Below are 13,797 nucleotides of genomic sequence, written 5' to 3'. Positions count from 1 at the left end.
AGACGATCTCCGGACCTGAAGGCCGCCGCCTGAAATGAAACCAATGCTATAGCTTAGCAAGGCGGCAAACTGGTCGAAAATCCGGGACCACCTCTAACCCTCAAGCGGTACGATACGCGTTTGACGAACCACGGCTTCCGGAATGCGATCAAGGAATACTGTCGACGGGCTGCGCCGCGCTCGCTTCACTTCATCACGTCGAAAGGAACCTGAGATGAAGAACTATGTGCAACCCGGTGACTCGATCACCGTAACCGCCGCCGCCGCTGTCACTTCAGGCGATGGCGTTTTGATGGGCTCGCTCTTCGGCATCGCCTCTGGCACCGCCGCGATTGGCGAGTCGTTGGTGCTGACCACAAACGGCGTCTTCACCATGCCCAAGGTGTCCACGGACGCCTTCACCGTTGGCGCAACGGTCTATTGGGACGACTCCGCAAGCGTCGTGACGACTGACGACGACACCGGGGCCAATCCCGCAATCGGCCTTGCCGTCACTGTGGCAGGCAACCCAAGCGGAACCGTCAATGTCCGGCTTAACGGCTGACACTTCTCAGGTGGCCGGGCCGGTGGGTCCGTTCGGCCACCCGAAACGCGGGCCTGACCAGCCTGTAAACCCGACGCAACCGGTGAGCGTCCATCTCGGAAACCCCCGATGGAAACTCAGACCCTCAAACGCCTTAAAGCAGCCCGTGCGAAGATCGCGCGTATGCTCATGGCCGAACCGAAGAACGAAGCCTATGCGTTGCACTTTCGCCGGGCCGAAGAGGAAGTGACAAAAGCAGAAGCCCACTTGTCCGACGACATTTTGACCCGCGCCCGAGCGGTTGCCGGTTAGAGTGCCACCTTTTGAATGATCTTCTGCAAATGCGCTAAATCGGCCCCTTTGCCGTAGCGTTCCCGGGTCAGGCGATGGCCGAACACGTCTCGCCTGATCCGATCATCCACACCAGCCGCAAGCATTCGGTCTTCAAAACTATGGCGCAAGCTGTAGAGCACATGCTTGGGCGACTCCATGAGCCCGTTTGCCCTCAGATATTTGTTCACCGTGGCTGAAAGGCCGGGCTTGTCGCTGTAACGGGGGAAGCCGTTCGGGCATTCGCGAAAAGCATCAAGGCTGACACCCGCCAGCGGAATGACCCGCCGGGCATATTGGCTTTTGAGTTGGCGGCCTTCCGGTTCAATCGAAATATGTGGCACCTTTTGGTCCAGCCGGATCGTGGCCGCTGTGAGGCCAGCGCCTTCACTCGGGCGGTATCCAGTGTTGACCATCCCAAGCACGATGCAACGGGCTTCTGTGTTGAGCCCGTCTAGCGCCCCGGGGGCCAAGAGCTTGTCCCGTATCCATTCCGAAGAAAATGGCGGCCGGGTCTGGGCTTCACCTTCTTTTAGCGAAAGGTCCGTGAGAGGCAGCACCAGCCCGAGCCGTTTCATGCGGTTCACGGTCTTCAGCACGTCGCCTAGGTGGATAAGGTCTTTGTTGGCCGAATTGGCCGTAAGCCCGTCTTCATCCAGCTTTTCAATCCACCAGTCCCGAAAGGCCAGCATGTCGTCGCCTGAAATATCGGGCAACGTCTTGTCACCCACGACGGCCACGAAATTGGCGACGGCTTTCTTGCGCGGATTCTTCCAACGTCGAAGCTGATCATCGCTCTTGCCGCGTGACCGGTCCGCCGCCAGCCCCCAATACAATTCCAGCGCCCGAGTGACCGTTATGGGCGGCTCTTCCACACCGCCCAAGATCGCAGCCGCTTCCCGCATGTCGGGTTTGCCGTTGCGTTCTGGTACGGCTTCCACCCGCGCCAGCCACTCTTCAGTTGGCAGGGTGGACGCCTTGGTTGCCGGAAGGTAGCGAAAGCCCCGGACTGCCGCCAATTCGCGGGCTGCCTCAAAGCGGCGTTCCGCGTCCGACGTGTCACCCGCCAGCTTGGCTTCCCAGCCTTCAATGAGATTCTGCCATGCTCCTTCTGCCTTGGCCCGTGCGACGCTTTCGGAATCTGTGCGAAGGCTGATTCCCACAATCTCGCGCGGCTCTACACTCTTGTACCGAAGCGGCACACGCTGGCGCAGGTGGTAGGTTTTGCCCCGTTTGTAGATCGCCATGCCCGAACCCCATGAGAAAATCTCGTGTGTCGGATTGTGCAACGCAATGTGTCACAAAACAAGGCAAAGTCGACGGACAGAAAAAGCGTGAACTTGCAATTTTCCCAGTAGGATTAATATTTTAGGTGGTTTTTGATTGCCAGAAAGTGGCGGAGAGACAGGGATTCGAACCCTGGGACCCCGTGAAGGGTCAACGGTTTTCGAGACCGCCCCGTTCGACCACTCCGGCACCTCTCCGCGGGGATCTTGGTAGCGGGCGTTTAGCCAATTCGCTTGGCCTGCGCAACAGGGAAAAAGCCGGTTCCCTGTTCTCTGCCCGAACCAAATCATTTTCCAGTGTGGAAAGGGGCGCAACACCGCCGGCCATTCTGCTGCACGGTTGTTGCCGGACACTGTGTGCCTTACCTGTTGAACAGTCCCGTCATCTGCGAGGAACCCATGGACCAAATTTCGTCGTTCTCCAAAACTGTGGCCGCCCGACGCCTGGTGTTGAGCGCTCTTGCCCTACTGACTTGTCTTGTGATGTCGGTCCCGGCGCGGGCCGAACGGGTGGATGACCTGATGGATGCGCTGCAGGTCGAGGCCATGCTTGGCATCATGCGGACAGAGGGCATGGCCTATGGTGAGGAACTGGCCGGTGACATGTTGCCGGGTGGCAGTTCCGCGCCTTGGCGAGATTTGTTGGCACAAATTTACGACTCCGACAGTATGCGCGCCGTCGTGCGCACCGGAATTTCGCAAACCATCGAAGACACTGATCCCAAACCCCTGATCGCTTTTTTCTCGTCTGATCTGGGGCAGCGGATTGTCCAGCTCGAGCTGGCCGCCCGCGAGGCCATGATCGACGACGCGGTCGAAGAGGCTGCGCGCGAAGCCTATCGCGAGATGAAGGACGACGAGGATCCACGGCTTGACCAACTGCGCCGCTTTGTAGAGGTCAACGATCTGCTGGAGGCCAATGTGACCGGTGCGCTGAATGCGTCGTTCCAGTTTTATTCGGGTTTGGTTGACGGCGGTGGGCTGCAACTGTCCGAGGGCGACATCCTGTCGGACGTCTGGTCACAGGAGGACGAAACCCGTGAAGACACCCGTGAATGGCTCTTTGCCTACCTACTGCTGGCCTATGAACCCTTGGAGAACGAGGAGTTGGACGCCTACATTGCCTTGTCCGAGACATCACAGGGACGGGCGCTGAACCGGGCGCTTTTTGCCGGGTTCAATGCGATGTATGACGAGATTTCCTATGCGCTGGGTCTGGCTGCGGCGCAGCAGATGCAGCAGCAAGAGCTGTGAGCGGCGTGCCCTGCGCAAATGGCCGGACCGCATGCCCGCAAACCCAACAATCGCTTGACAACGACGCGGCCACCGGACCATAAGCCGCTCACGAGAAAGACGGGGCCCGGGTCCCGCCTTTTTGTTTTGTCAACGAACGTCCCGATGGGGGCGCGCTGTTCGGGGCGGGGTCTGGACCCCATGAACTCCTGCAAGGGGGCCAAAGAACGCGGCAGAAAAAGGAAAGACACACCATGTTCGCGGTGATGAAGACCGGCGGCAAACAGTACAAGGTTCAGTCGGGCGATACGCTCCGGATTGAAAAGCTGGCCGCAGACGCGGGTGAAACCGTGCAATTCAATGAGATTCTCATGCTGGGCGGTGACTCCACCGTCGTCGGCGCGCCGACCGTGGCCGGTGCCGCAGTGCAGGCCGAGGTGATCGACCAGGTGAAGGGCGAAAAGCTCATCCACTTCGTCAAGCGTCGCCGTAAGCACGGCTCGCAGCGCACCAAGGGCCACCGCCAGCAGCTGACGCTGGTCCGCGTGACCGACATCCTCGCCGAGGGTGGCGACAAGACCGGCGTCAAGGCCGCGATCGGCGCAGGGTCTGCCCCGAAAGCCGCTGCTGCTCCGGCCACTGCTGCAACCGCAGCGGTTGAAACCGGCGACGACCTGACCCAGATCACAGGTGTCGGTCCCGCCGCCGCCAAGAAACTGGTCGAGGCAGGCATCACCACTTTCGCCGCGCTTGCCGCGGTCGATCCGGAAACCTTCGACGCCACCAAGGTTAAACCTGAGTGGGTCGAACAGGCCAAGACTCTGGCCTAAGACAGTCAAGGAGAGACACAGATGGCACATAAAAAAGCTGGCGGCTCCTCCCGCAACGGACGCGACTCTGCCGGACGCCGCCTTGGCGTCAAACTCTACGGTGGTCAGGCTGCGATCCCCGGCAACATCATCGTTCGTCAGCGCGGCACCAAGTTCTGGCCGGGCGAAGGCGTGGGCATGGGCAAGGATCACACGATCTTTGCAACCGTCGAAGGCGGCGTGACCTTCCGCAAAGGCCTCAAGGGCCGCACGTTCATTTCGGTGCTTCCAGTGGCGGAAGCCGCGGAGTAACGCCGAGTACATGTCACGGAAGCGGACAGGGGATCGGCGGCTGCGCCGGTCCCCTTGCCATTTTTCGTGCCCCGGATCGACTGCGCCGAAAGACAAGACGACCTGCAAGGCGCGGGTGCTGTCGATCCCAGCCGTTGCACAGGAGGAGAGTGCAGATGGTTCTTGATACCACCGACAATCAGCCAATCGTGGCGACCGAGCGGTTTGATCTGCGCCCGGTGCGCCAGTCCGACATCGGGTTGATGGATCTTTACACCCGTGACGAACGGGTGGCGCGGATGACAACGTCCATTCCGCATCCACTGCCGCCCGGCGCGACCGAAGGGTTTGTCAGCCGCGCCACCTCACCCGACCGGAATGAGGATGTCTGGGCGATGGATGCCACCAAGGTCGGCGGGTCCGAACTGATGGGCCTGATCTCACTGGAGCGGATGGACCGCAATCAGTCCGAGGTGTGCTATTGGGTGGCACCGGCGTTCTGGAACACCGGGCTGGCCTCTGATGCGGTGCGCGCACTGGTCGAGGCGAATCCGATGGGCAACGCCACCATGTTTGCCTCGGTCTTTCAGGACAACGCGGCCTCGGCCCGGGTTCTGGTGAACTGCGGGTTTGAATACATCGGCGATGCCGAAGCCTATTCCGTCGCGCGCCAGTCCAAGGTGCCGACCTGGACCTATATTCGAAAACTGGGCTGATCGCGCGGGCATCCAGCGCGGCGGCCTGTTCCTGCCGGGAGTGCTTGAGCGCTGCCGGAAACCCCGGTAAACCGCCGTCTGTCTCTCGCCGAAAGCGCATCCCATGAAGTTTCTCGATCTCTGCAAGGTTCACATTCGCTCCGGCGCAGGCGGCAACGGCTGCGTCAGCTTCCGCCGTGAGAAGTTCATTGAATACGGTGGACCGGATGGCGGCGACGGCGGGCGCGGCGGGTCGGTCTGGGTCGAGGCGGTCGATGGGCTGAACACGCTGATCGATTTTCGCTATCAACAGCACTGGTTTGCCCAGAACGGCCAATCTGGCCGGGGGCAGAACCGCACTGGCGCCGATGGCAACGACATCGTCCTGAGGGTGCCGGTGGGGACCGAAATCCTTGAAGAGGATGAGGAAACGGTGATTGCCGACATCACCGAACTGGGCCAACGGGTGCGGATTGCCAAAGGCGGCAATGGTGGCTGGGGCAACCTGCAATTCAAAAGTTCGACAAACCAGGGGCCGCGCAATGCGAACCCGGGGCAGGACGGTGTTGAACGGACGCTGTGGTTGCGGCTCAAGCTGATTGCCGATGTGGGGCTGCTGGGTCTGCCCAACGCGGGCAAGAGCACCTTTCTGTCGGTCACGTCCAATGCGCGGCCCAAGATCGCGGATTATCCGTTTACCACGCTGCACCCCAATCTTGGCGTTGTGGCCGTCGACAACACGGAATTTGTCGTCGCGGATATTCCCGGCCTGATCGAGGGCGCGCATGAAGGCAGGGGGCTGGGCGACATCTTTCTTGGCCACGTCGAACGGAGCGCCGTGCTGTTGCACCTGATCGACGGCACATCGGGCAGCCTGATCGAGGATTACCAAACGATCTGCAACGAACTGGATGCTTACGGCGCGGGTCTGGCGGACAAGCCGCGCGTGACGGTGCTGAACAAGATCGACGCGCTGGACGACGAAGAGCGTGTGTTCCTCAAGGATGAACTTGAGGCCGCTGGCGCAGAGAACGTGATGCTGATGTCCGGCGCCACCAAGGAAGGCGTGACAGAGGTGCTGCGCGCCCTGCGTCCCCATGTCGAGGCGCGCCGCGCCGCCGACCGCCCGGCCCCGGAGGCCGAGGAGGGGGAGGATGGGCAATGGCATCCCTGACCTCGGCGCGTCGCGTCGTTGTCAAGATCGGGTCGGCGCTGCTGGTGGATCGCGCCAGTGGTGACTTGCGTACCGATTGGCTGACCTCCATTGCCGAAGACGTCGCCGAACTGAAGGCGCGCGGTGCCGATGTTGTACTGGTGTCGTCCGGGTCCATCGCGTTGGGACGCGGCATCCTGGGCCTGCCGTCCAGCGTGTTGCCGCTGGAACAATCGCAGGCCGCCGCCGCCGTTGGCCAGATCCGTCTGGCCCGCGCCTGGCAAGAGGCACTGGCCCCGCACGGTCTGATCACCGCACAGGTGCTGGTGACGCTGGAGGACAGCGCCGACCGCCGCCGTTACCTGAACTCACGCGCGACTCTGGAAACGCTGCTGGGCTTTGGCGCGGTGCCCATCGTGAACGAGAACGACACCGTCGCCACGGATGAAATCCGTTATGGTGACAATGACCGGCTTGCCGCACAGGTGGCGGTGACCGTGGGCGCGGACCTGTTGGTACTGTTGTCGGATGTGGACGGGCTGTATTCCGCCAACCCGTCGATGGACCCGTCCGCACGGCGGCTTGACGTCATTGACGACATCACGCCCGCGATTGAGTGCATGGCCGGGGACGCCGGGTCCGGTCTGTCCAAAGGCGGGATGAAGACCAAGGTGATGGCGGCCAAGACGGCCACCGCCTCTGGCTGTGCCATGATCATCTCTCACGGGGCTGACCTGCACCCGCTGCGGCGTTTGACGATGGGCGCGCCCTCGACCCTGTTCACCCCGCAGATGGACCCGCACGCGGCGCGCAAACGCTGGATCGCGGCGATGAAACCGCAAGGCACGCTGCGTGTGGATGAGGGCGCGGCCACGGCGCTTGCCTCCGGGAAATCACTGTTGCCTGCTGGTCTGCGCGCGGTTGAGGGGGATTTTGGCCGCGGCGATCCGGTGACAATCCGCAGCCTGACCGGAACCACATTGGGGCAGGGGCTGACCCGCTACACCGCAACAGAGGCGCGCGCCATCGCCGGACACCACAGCCGCGACATCGAGGCAATCCTGGGCTATCCGGGCCGCGCAGTTTTGATCCACCGCGATGACATGGCGGTGTGATGTCCCGCTTTGACCGTTCTGCTTCTTCTCTCTAGAAATACACATATCCACCATTGGCCAGAGGGTTCTTCCGATGAAAGATCTCGATAACATCCCCGCCCTGATGCAGGACATCGGTGAAAAGGCGCGCGCCGCCGCTGCGGATCTGGCCTTTGCCCCAGCCGAGCAAAAGCGCAAGGCACTGGAGAGTGCCGCCGACAGCGTCTGGGCGTCGCGCGCGCAGATCATCGAGGCGAACGCCCGTGATCTGGACTATGGCCGCCAAAAAGACCTGTCCAAGGCGATGATGGACCGGCTGATGCTGGATGAGACGCGCATTCAGGGTATCTGCGACAGCCTGCGCTCTGTCGCGGCGCAGGACGACCCGGTGGGCGCTGTCATGGCCGAATGGGATCGACCCAGTGGCCTGCACATCCAGCGCGTGCGCACGCCGCTGGGCGTGGTCGGCGTGATCTACGAATCGCGCCCCAACGTGACGGCGGATGCCGGTGCGCTGTGCCTCAAGGCCGGCAATGCGGTGATCCTGCGCGGCGGCTCGGAGAGCTTTCATTCCTCTGGCGCGATTCACGCCTGCCTTGTTGAGGGGCTGCGCGCGGCAGGTCTGCCCGAGACGGCGATCCAGCTGGTGCCGACGCGGGACCGCGCGGCGGTCAGCGAGATGCTGAAGATGACTGATTTTATCGACGTGATCGTGCCGCGCGGCGGCAAGGGGCTGGTGGGTCTGGTGCAGCGTGAGGCGCGCGTGCCGGTCTTTGCCCATCTTGAGGGGATCGTGCACATCTACATCGACAAGGACGCGGACCCGGTCAAGGCGCTGTCCGTGGTCAAGAATGCCAAGACCCGGCGCACCGGCATTTGCGGCGCGGCGGAATGTCTGCTGATCCACCGCGATGTGGCCGAAACCATCGGACAGGGTGTCATTCGCGCGCTGCTGGAGGCGGATGTCGAGGTGCGGGCCGATGCCGATTTGCAGGTGATTGCCGGAACCGTTCCCGCCACGGCCGAGGATTGGGGGCACGAATATCTCGACAGCATCATCGCCGCGCGGGTCGTGGACGATATCGACGCGGCGATTGCGCATATCCGCCAGTATGGGTCGAACCATACCGACTGTATCCTGACAGAGGATGACGCGGCCGCCGCGCGGTTCTTTGAGCGGCTCGATTCGGCGATCCTGATGCGCAACGCCTCCACCCAGTTTGCGGATGGCGGCGAATTTGGCATGGGGGCCGAGATCGGCATCGCCACCGGCAAGATGCACGCGCGTGGCCCGGTGGGTGCAGAGCAACTGACCAGCTTCAAATACCTTGTGACCGGGGATGGCACCGTGCGGGCCTAGGCAGGCCCGCTACCGGGTCAGGCTCCGGGTCAGGCAATCTTGAGGATGATGGTGTCATCGCGCAGGGTTGCGTACAGCTTGTGCCCGGCCGCCTCTGCCAGGATTGCCAACAGGGCGAAATGCACGCGGTTGGCGGGCGGTTCATCCAGATCGGCACTGCCGTTCAGGTGATCCCACAGCGGTTGATCAACCGCCAGTCGCGGGCCGCTGGCACTCAGCGCCCAGCCTGCGGCGTCCCGATCAAAGCGTATCGTGCCGCCGCCCGGCAGCGCGCTTTCACAGCAGAGATAGGCCAGAAATGCCAGTTGCACCTCCATGCGGGGAAGGTCGTCCTGCGGCATCCAGTCCGCCCGCAGCTTGCCGCCCTTGCCGAGGGCTGTCAGGGTAGACATGATCTCTCGGCGGCCCATCATCTGCTGCGGACTGGCAAGACCAAAGGCGACCCTGAAGAAACGGATGCGCGCCGCAGCGCTTTCGCAGCTTTCCTGGATCAGCGCCATTTCCGGGCTGGTGTCCGCAGGGCCTGACAGGGCAATCAGTTCCAGCCCGTTCTGGATGGCACCGATCGGGCTGATAAGGTCGTGGCAGAGGCGCGACCCGACAAGAGCGGCAAGATTTGCGCGGGGCTCGGACATGTCTGGCTCCGTTCTGGAGGGAATAGGAATGGCGGATCTCAACTCTTTACTTGAACCGGGGATGCTGGTCCGTCACCCGGACCAACCCGATTGGGGCACCGGCCAGGTTCAGTCGAACATCGGAGGCCGGATTACTGTCAATTTTCGGGAAGAAGGCAAGGTCGTGATCGACGGTGCCCGAATTGCTCTTCTCCCGGTGTATGATGGTTAACGTATTCCCACACAGGTTGAGGAATGGTTAACCAGTGTCGCACTAACACGGGAAACATTGCACTCCAACGGCGGCTTGCCTATGACCACCAGACATCAGGCGGCCAGACGCGGGGGACAAAAGTGTGACAGAGGCCTTCACGGTCCGGCTTGCGGAAAACGCCAGGGATATCGAGGCTGCGCAACGCCTGCGCTATGAGGTGTTTGTGGCCGAACTGGGTGGCGATGGCGCACTGGTCGATCATGAGGCGCGGCTGGAACGGGACAGGTTCGATCCGTTTTTCGACCATCTGCTGATCTGTGACAATCTGCGCGACAATGCCGTTGTCGGGGTCTACCGCGTACTGCGCGAGGATCAGGCCGAGGCCGCAGGGCAGTTTTACTCCGAAGATGAATACGATCTGACCGCGCTCAAAAGCAGTGGCCGCCGACTGCTGGAACTGGGCCGCTCCTGTCTGCACCGAGATTACCGGGGCGGGCCGGCCATGTTCCTGCTCTGGCAAGGCTTGGGCAAATACGTTCGGGATCACGGCATCGAGGTGCTGTTTGGCGTGGCCAGCTTTCACGGCATCGACGTGGACAAACTGGCCGAACCGCTGTCCCTGCTGCACCACCGTCATCTTTCCCCAGCAGAACTGCGCCCGCGCGCGCGGGTGTACCAGTCCATGGATCTGATGCCCGAGGAGCAGATCGACCGCCGCCGCGCCATGTTGCAGGTTCCGGCGCTGATCAAGGCCTATCTTCGGTTGGGCGGCTGTGTTGGGGATGGGGCGTTTATCGATCGTGATTTCAACACGGTAGATGTCTGCCTTGTGATGGACACAGAGCGGATGAACGACCGCCAGCGCGCGCGCTATACCCAAGAGCGCGCCTTGTGAGGCAGGCATGAGCCAGACATGGGAGGGGGCGGACCCGCCTGACCTGCCGCCCATCGGAGCAGCGGGATGGCTGTTGGTCGTCCTGCGGGCGCCGGTCATGGTGGTGGTGATTTTCGGCTGTCTTGGGCTGTTGTTGATGGCTCGGCTGATAGAGCGGCCACTTTTCGGCGCGCGCCGACCGGTAACGCCGTTGATCACGCAATTTGTCTGCCGCGCGGTTCTGGCGATCATGGGTCTGCCGGTAGAGGTGCGCGGTCAACGCATGACAGGGCCGGGCGCCGTGGTGGCCAATCACACGTCATGGCTGGACATTTTTGTCCTCAACAGCCGCAAGACGATCTATTTCGTGTCCAAGGCCGAGGTGTCGGGCTGGCCCGGAATCGGCTGGTTGGCGCGGGCGACGGGCACGGTTTTCATCAACCGCGACCGGCGTGAGGCGCGGGCGCAGACAGAGATATTCGAGGATCGGCTGCTGCAGGAGCACCGGCTGTTGTTTTTCCCGGAAGGGACATCGACGGACGGGCTGAGGGTCTTGCCGTTCAAGACAACGCTGTTTGCGGCCTTTTTTTCGGACAAACTGCGGCACCAGATGCAGATTCAGCCGGTCAGCGTGGTTTACCACGCTCCTGCGGGCACGAATCCGCGATTCTACGGGTGGTGGGGCGAGATGGAGTTCGGCCCCTCGTTGTTGCGCATTCTGGCGCAGCGCCGACAAGGCAGCGTCGTACTGGTGTATCATCCTGCCTTGCGGGTGGACGATTTTGCCAATCGCAAAAGCCTGGCACGGGCGCTGGAGACGCAGGTTCGGGACGGACATACCGCAGAGTTGGGGCCGGTTGATCCCAGTCTGCTCTGAGCGGCGGACGGCGTCAGCCGCGCATGGCCTTTTCGAATGCCTTCAGCGTCGCGGCGGGGTCTTCGGTTGACCAGATTTCCTCACCAATCGAAAAGAAATCGGTGATCGGGGCCAGTTGGGTGATCAGGTCCGCGTTCAAACCACCTTCGGCGACTACGGGCAGTTCGATCATCTCTGTCCACCAGGAAAACAGTTCGGGGGCGGCCAGTTCGCCGTCCTCCAGCGCACCAGAGACGGGACCAAAGGACACATAGTCCGCACCGCCTTCGGCAGCGGACATCCCTTCGTGCCGGGATTGGCGGCAAGATGCACCGACAATTGCGTCTGGTCCCAACGTCTTGCGGGCAAAGCGGACGGTGCGCGCGCCATCCAGCAGGTGCACCCCGTCCAGCCCCAGCCGTTCGGCCATCATCACATGGGTGTCGATCACCAGCGCCACGTCGACCTTGTGCGCCACCTCACGGACCGCATCGGCGGCGCGCAACAGGCGATCCTCGTCCCGGGTCGCCAGGCTGAGGCGCAGGCAGGCAACGTCAACCTCGCCGACAACCCGGGCCAATTGCGCGGGAAAGCTGCCAAGGTCAAACTCTGGCGGGGTCACTAGGTAGATCTGCGGGGCATCCCGGTCTTCGGTCGTCATGGCGCTCTCCTGGTCCGAACGCTCTCATAACGCGGCTTTGTGCCCTTTGCACCTGCGTTTTTCGCATCGGCAGCGGGCTTGCCCCCGGCGCGTGGGGGCAGTACCCCTCCGCCGATCTTCAGGAGGGTTCCATGGCAACTGACAGACCGCAACCGGCCTTTGTGCTGGTCCGGCCCCAGATGGGCGAGAACATTGGCGCTGCGGCGCGGGCGATGTGGAACTTTGGACTGGACCGGATGCGGGTCGTGGGCCCGCGCGACGGCTGGCCCAACCCCAAGGCGGTGGCGATGGCCTCCGGTGCCGTGCGGCTGCTGGATGAGGCAATCCACACCGACACGCTGGCCGAAGCCCTGTCGGACAGCCACTTTGTCTTTGCCACCACGGCACGGTCGCGCGACCTGACAAAGACAGTCTATGAGCCGCGCGAGGCCATGGCGGAAGCGGCCCGCCGAATCGCATTGGGTCAGCGGGTGTCGGTCATGTTTGGGCCAGAACGGGCCGGGCTGGAAAATGAGGACGTGGCCCAGGCGAACGCGATCATCACGGTCCCGGTCAACCCCGAGTTCTATTCCCTGAACCTTGCGCAGTGCGTGCTGTTGATGGCCTATGAATGGCAACGCGCCACCGCGCAGATTGCGCCCGTGACCGAAACTCTGGCCGGGACCGAGGTGGCGCAGGCCCATGAGGTCGAGCATCTGGCCCGCCACTATGAGGACCGGCTGGACGAGGCGGGGTTTTTCTATCCCGAAACCAAGGCCGAAGGCATGAAGACCAATCTGCGCAACATGTGGTCCCGGCTGCCGCTGACCCGCGCGGATGTTCAGATGCTGCATGGCATGATGCGGCAGGTCGTGCGTTGGAAAGACAAAAAAGCGGACTGATCCTGAGGGGATCAGTCCGCTAGTCGGCCGGGCCGGCCAGGGAGGAAAACCGGCGCCGGTGATCAGAACGAAATCAGTAGTTGCTGCCGCCATAGCCGCCGGATTTCTTCGGGGGCGTGTAGGTCTGTTTGGGCGGGGTATAGGTGGGCTTTGGCGGCGTGTAGGTGTGTTGCGGCGCCGTATAGGTGCAGGCGTAGTTCACCACATAATCCTGGTGGACCCAATAGTATTGGCCCTGGTGCAGAACCTGAACCCATCCGTACTGGCGGTCATAAGTGTCCAGCACATGGCAGGGCTGGAACGTGCCGGCAACAGCGTAGTTCAGGCCGGGGCCGGTGCGATAGTTCAGGTGGTTCTGACCGACCCATGCCTGATCGGCAGAGGCGGTCGATGCGGTCAGCGCGGCGGCTGCAAGGGTGGCGGAAATCAGGAAGGTTTTCATGAGGCTGTTCCTTTGGGTCTATGAACTTGGCTGGTCTTTGAATGAATGAAGGCGCTTGTTAACCTGTACGCACAATTTACGTTCTCCACCGCTTTACCATAAGTCAGGCATTCCTGACCGGCCAAGACATTCCTGCGCTGGGTTTGATTCCCAAGGCTGCAACGGGAAACGGACCGATCCGGGGGGATCGATCCGCAAGGAGGCCGGGGCCGGTCCGGGAGGAGGAGACCGGCGCCGGGAGGGAGGGGTCAGTAGTTGTTGTAGTGCTTGTTGTGGTGCTTCTGGTTGTAGTGCTTCTTGTGGTGCTTTTTCTTGGGCGCCCAGTGGCAGGACTGGTTCTGCAGGTACTTGGCCGACACCCAGTAGTAGTTGTGGTTGAAGTAGACCTTGGCCCAACCGTGGTTGTAGGCGACCACATGCACGGCGGTGCAGGGGTTGAAGGTGCCCAGCTTGTGATAGTTGGTGCCGGGGCCGGAGCGGG

18 protein-coding genes and 1 tRNA gene are annotated in these 13,797 nt (G+C 62.2%); 13 read left to right on the top strand and 6 right to left on the bottom strand.

Features of this window, described 5'->3' with window-relative positions; translation table 11 throughout:
• Positions 1-214 precede the first annotated feature (214 nt).
• A complete protein-coding gene (locus CHB90_RS23895; RefSeq protein ID WP_089280261.1) occupies positions 215-544 on the top strand; it encodes a DUF2190 family protein in 330 nt (109 codons plus the stop codon).
• A gap of 108 nt (positions 545-652) precedes the next feature.
• The gene (locus tag CHB90_RS26345; RefSeq protein ID WP_141135962.1) at positions 653-835 is read left to right on the top strand and encodes a hypothetical protein; all 183 of its coding nucleotides are present in this window, start codon (positions 653-655) and stop codon (positions 833-835) included.
• Here the strand turns inward: CHB90_RS26345 and CHB90_RS23890 are convergent.
• Together CHB90_RS23890 and CHB90_RS23885 are read right to left on the bottom strand one after the other, a co-directional pair.
• Positions 832-2,100, bottom strand: a complete 1,269-nt coding sequence (locus CHB90_RS23890; protein WP_089280260.1) for a DUF6538 domain-containing protein — start codon at positions 2,098-2,100, stop codon at positions 832-834. The genes CHB90_RS26345 and CHB90_RS23890 overlap by 4 nt on opposite strands.
• A 147-nt stretch (positions 2,101-2,247) precedes the next feature.
• Positions 2,248-2,337 (bottom strand) — tRNA-Ser (locus CHB90_RS23885).
• Between the two features lie 201 nt (positions 2,338-2,538).
• Here CHB90_RS23885 and CHB90_RS23880 point away from each other — a divergent pair.
• From CHB90_RS23880 to CHB90_RS23850, 7 genes are all read left to right on the top strand, one after another.
• Positions 2,539-3,393: a DUF2059 domain-containing protein gene (locus CHB90_RS23880; RefSeq protein WP_089280259.1), complete on the top strand. Its 855-nt coding sequence runs from the start codon at positions 2,539-2,541 to the stop codon at positions 3,391-3,393.
• A 233-nt stretch (positions 3,394-3,626) separates the two neighbouring features.
• Entirely contained in the window at positions 3,627-4,202 is a 576-nt protein-coding gene (locus tag CHB90_RS23875) for a 50S ribosomal protein L21 (RefSeq protein WP_089280258.1), read from the top strand.
• A 21-nt stretch (positions 4,203-4,223) separates the two neighbouring features.
• Complete coding sequence (rpmA, locus tag CHB90_RS23870) at positions 4,224-4,493, top strand: 50S ribosomal protein L27 (protein ID WP_089280257.1); 270 nt, start codon at positions 4,224-4,226, stop codon at positions 4,491-4,493.
• Positions 4,494-4,648: 155 nt separating this feature from the next.
• The gene (locus tag CHB90_RS23865; protein ID WP_089280256.1) at positions 4,649-5,188 is read left to right on the top strand and encodes a GNAT family N-acetyltransferase; all 540 of its coding nucleotides are present in this window, start codon (positions 4,649-4,651) and stop codon (positions 5,186-5,188) included.
• A gap of 103 nt (positions 5,189-5,291) precedes the next feature.
• Complete coding sequence (gene obgE / locus CHB90_RS23860; RefSeq protein WP_089280255.1) at positions 5,292-6,341, top strand: GTPase ObgE; 1,050 nt, start codon at positions 5,292-5,294, stop codon at positions 6,339-6,341.
• Positions 6,329-7,435 carry a glutamate 5-kinase gene (gene proB / locus CHB90_RS23855; RefSeq protein WP_089280254.1) on the top strand — a complete coding sequence of 369 codons (1,107 nt, stop codon included), beginning with the start codon at positions 6,329-6,331 and terminating at the stop codon, positions 7,433-7,435. The genes obgE and proB overlap by 13 nt, the downstream gene beginning before the upstream one ends.
• A 73-nt stretch (positions 7,436-7,508) precedes the next feature.
• On the top strand, positions 7,509-8,774 hold the full coding sequence (locus tag CHB90_RS23850) for a glutamate-5-semialdehyde dehydrogenase (protein WP_089280253.1): 1,266 nt from the start codon (positions 7,509-7,511) through the stop codon (positions 8,772-8,774).
• 29 nt (positions 8,775-8,803) lie between these two features.
• Here the strand turns inward: CHB90_RS23850 and CHB90_RS23845 are convergent, their stop codons facing one another.
• Entirely contained in the window at positions 8,804-9,409 is a 606-nt protein-coding gene (locus CHB90_RS23845) for a histidine phosphotransferase family protein (protein WP_089280252.1), read from the bottom strand.
• 28 nt (positions 9,410-9,437) lie between these two features.
• Between CHB90_RS23845 and CHB90_RS23840 the strand changes: the two genes are divergently transcribed.
• The 3 genes from CHB90_RS23840 to olsA all read left to right on the top strand — a co-directional run bounded on the left by CHB90_RS23840 (position 9,438) and on the right by olsA (position 11,353).
• The gene (locus CHB90_RS23840; protein WP_089280262.1) at positions 9,438-9,620 is read left to right on the top strand and encodes a DUF3553 domain-containing protein; all 183 of its coding nucleotides are present in this window, start codon (positions 9,438-9,440) and stop codon (positions 9,618-9,620) included.
• A 124-nt stretch (positions 9,621-9,744) separates the two neighbouring features.
• Positions 9,745-10,497, top strand: a complete 753-nt coding sequence (olsB, locus tag CHB90_RS23835) for an L-ornithine N(alpha)-acyltransferase (protein WP_245823360.1) — start codon at positions 9,745-9,747, stop codon at positions 10,495-10,497.
• A gap of 7 nt (positions 10,498-10,504) precedes the next feature.
• The gene (olsA, locus tag CHB90_RS23830; protein WP_089280250.1) at positions 10,505-11,353 is read left to right on the top strand and encodes a lyso-ornithine lipid O-acyltransferase; all 849 of its coding nucleotides are present in this window, start codon (positions 10,505-10,507) and stop codon (positions 11,351-11,353) included.
• Positions 11,354-11,366: 13 nt separating this feature from the next.
• On the opposite strand, the gene CHB90_RS23825 is transcribed toward olsA, so the two are convergent.
• Positions 11,367-11,993 carry a thiamine phosphate synthase gene (locus tag CHB90_RS23825; RefSeq protein WP_089280249.1) on the bottom strand — a complete coding sequence of 209 codons (627 nt, stop codon included), beginning with the start codon at positions 11,991-11,993 and terminating at the stop codon, positions 11,367-11,369.
• A gap of 131 nt (positions 11,994-12,124) precedes the next feature.
• Between CHB90_RS23825 and CHB90_RS23820 the strand changes: the two genes are divergently transcribed.
• Positions 12,125-12,874 carry an RNA methyltransferase gene (locus tag CHB90_RS23820; protein WP_089280248.1) on the top strand — a complete coding sequence of 250 codons (750 nt, stop codon included), beginning with the start codon at positions 12,125-12,127 and terminating at the stop codon, positions 12,872-12,874.
• 73 nt (positions 12,875-12,947) lie between these two features.
• Here CHB90_RS23820 and CHB90_RS23815 read toward each other — a convergent pair whose 3' ends face one another.
• Together CHB90_RS23815 and CHB90_RS23810 are read right to left on the bottom strand one after the other, a co-directional pair.
• Positions 12,948-13,316, bottom strand: coding sequence for an SH3 domain-containing protein (locus tag CHB90_RS23815; RefSeq protein WP_089280247.1), 369 nt, complete (start codon positions 13,314-13,316; stop codon positions 12,948-12,950).
• Between the two features lie 248 nt (positions 13,317-13,564).
• Positions 13,565-13,797 (bottom strand): SH3 domain-containing protein (locus tag CHB90_RS23810; RefSeq protein ID WP_141135961.1); only part of this gene is annotated, 233 nt, incomplete at its 5' end.

The sequence above is a fragment of the Antarctobacter heliothermus genome, assembly GCF_900188425.1.
Classification (GTDB): domain Bacteria; phylum Pseudomonadota; class Alphaproteobacteria; order Rhodobacterales; family Rhodobacteraceae; genus Antarctobacter; species Antarctobacter heliothermus.
Note: the sequence above shows the minus strand (reverse complement) of the source record. Positions and strands in the feature narration are given on the sequence as shown.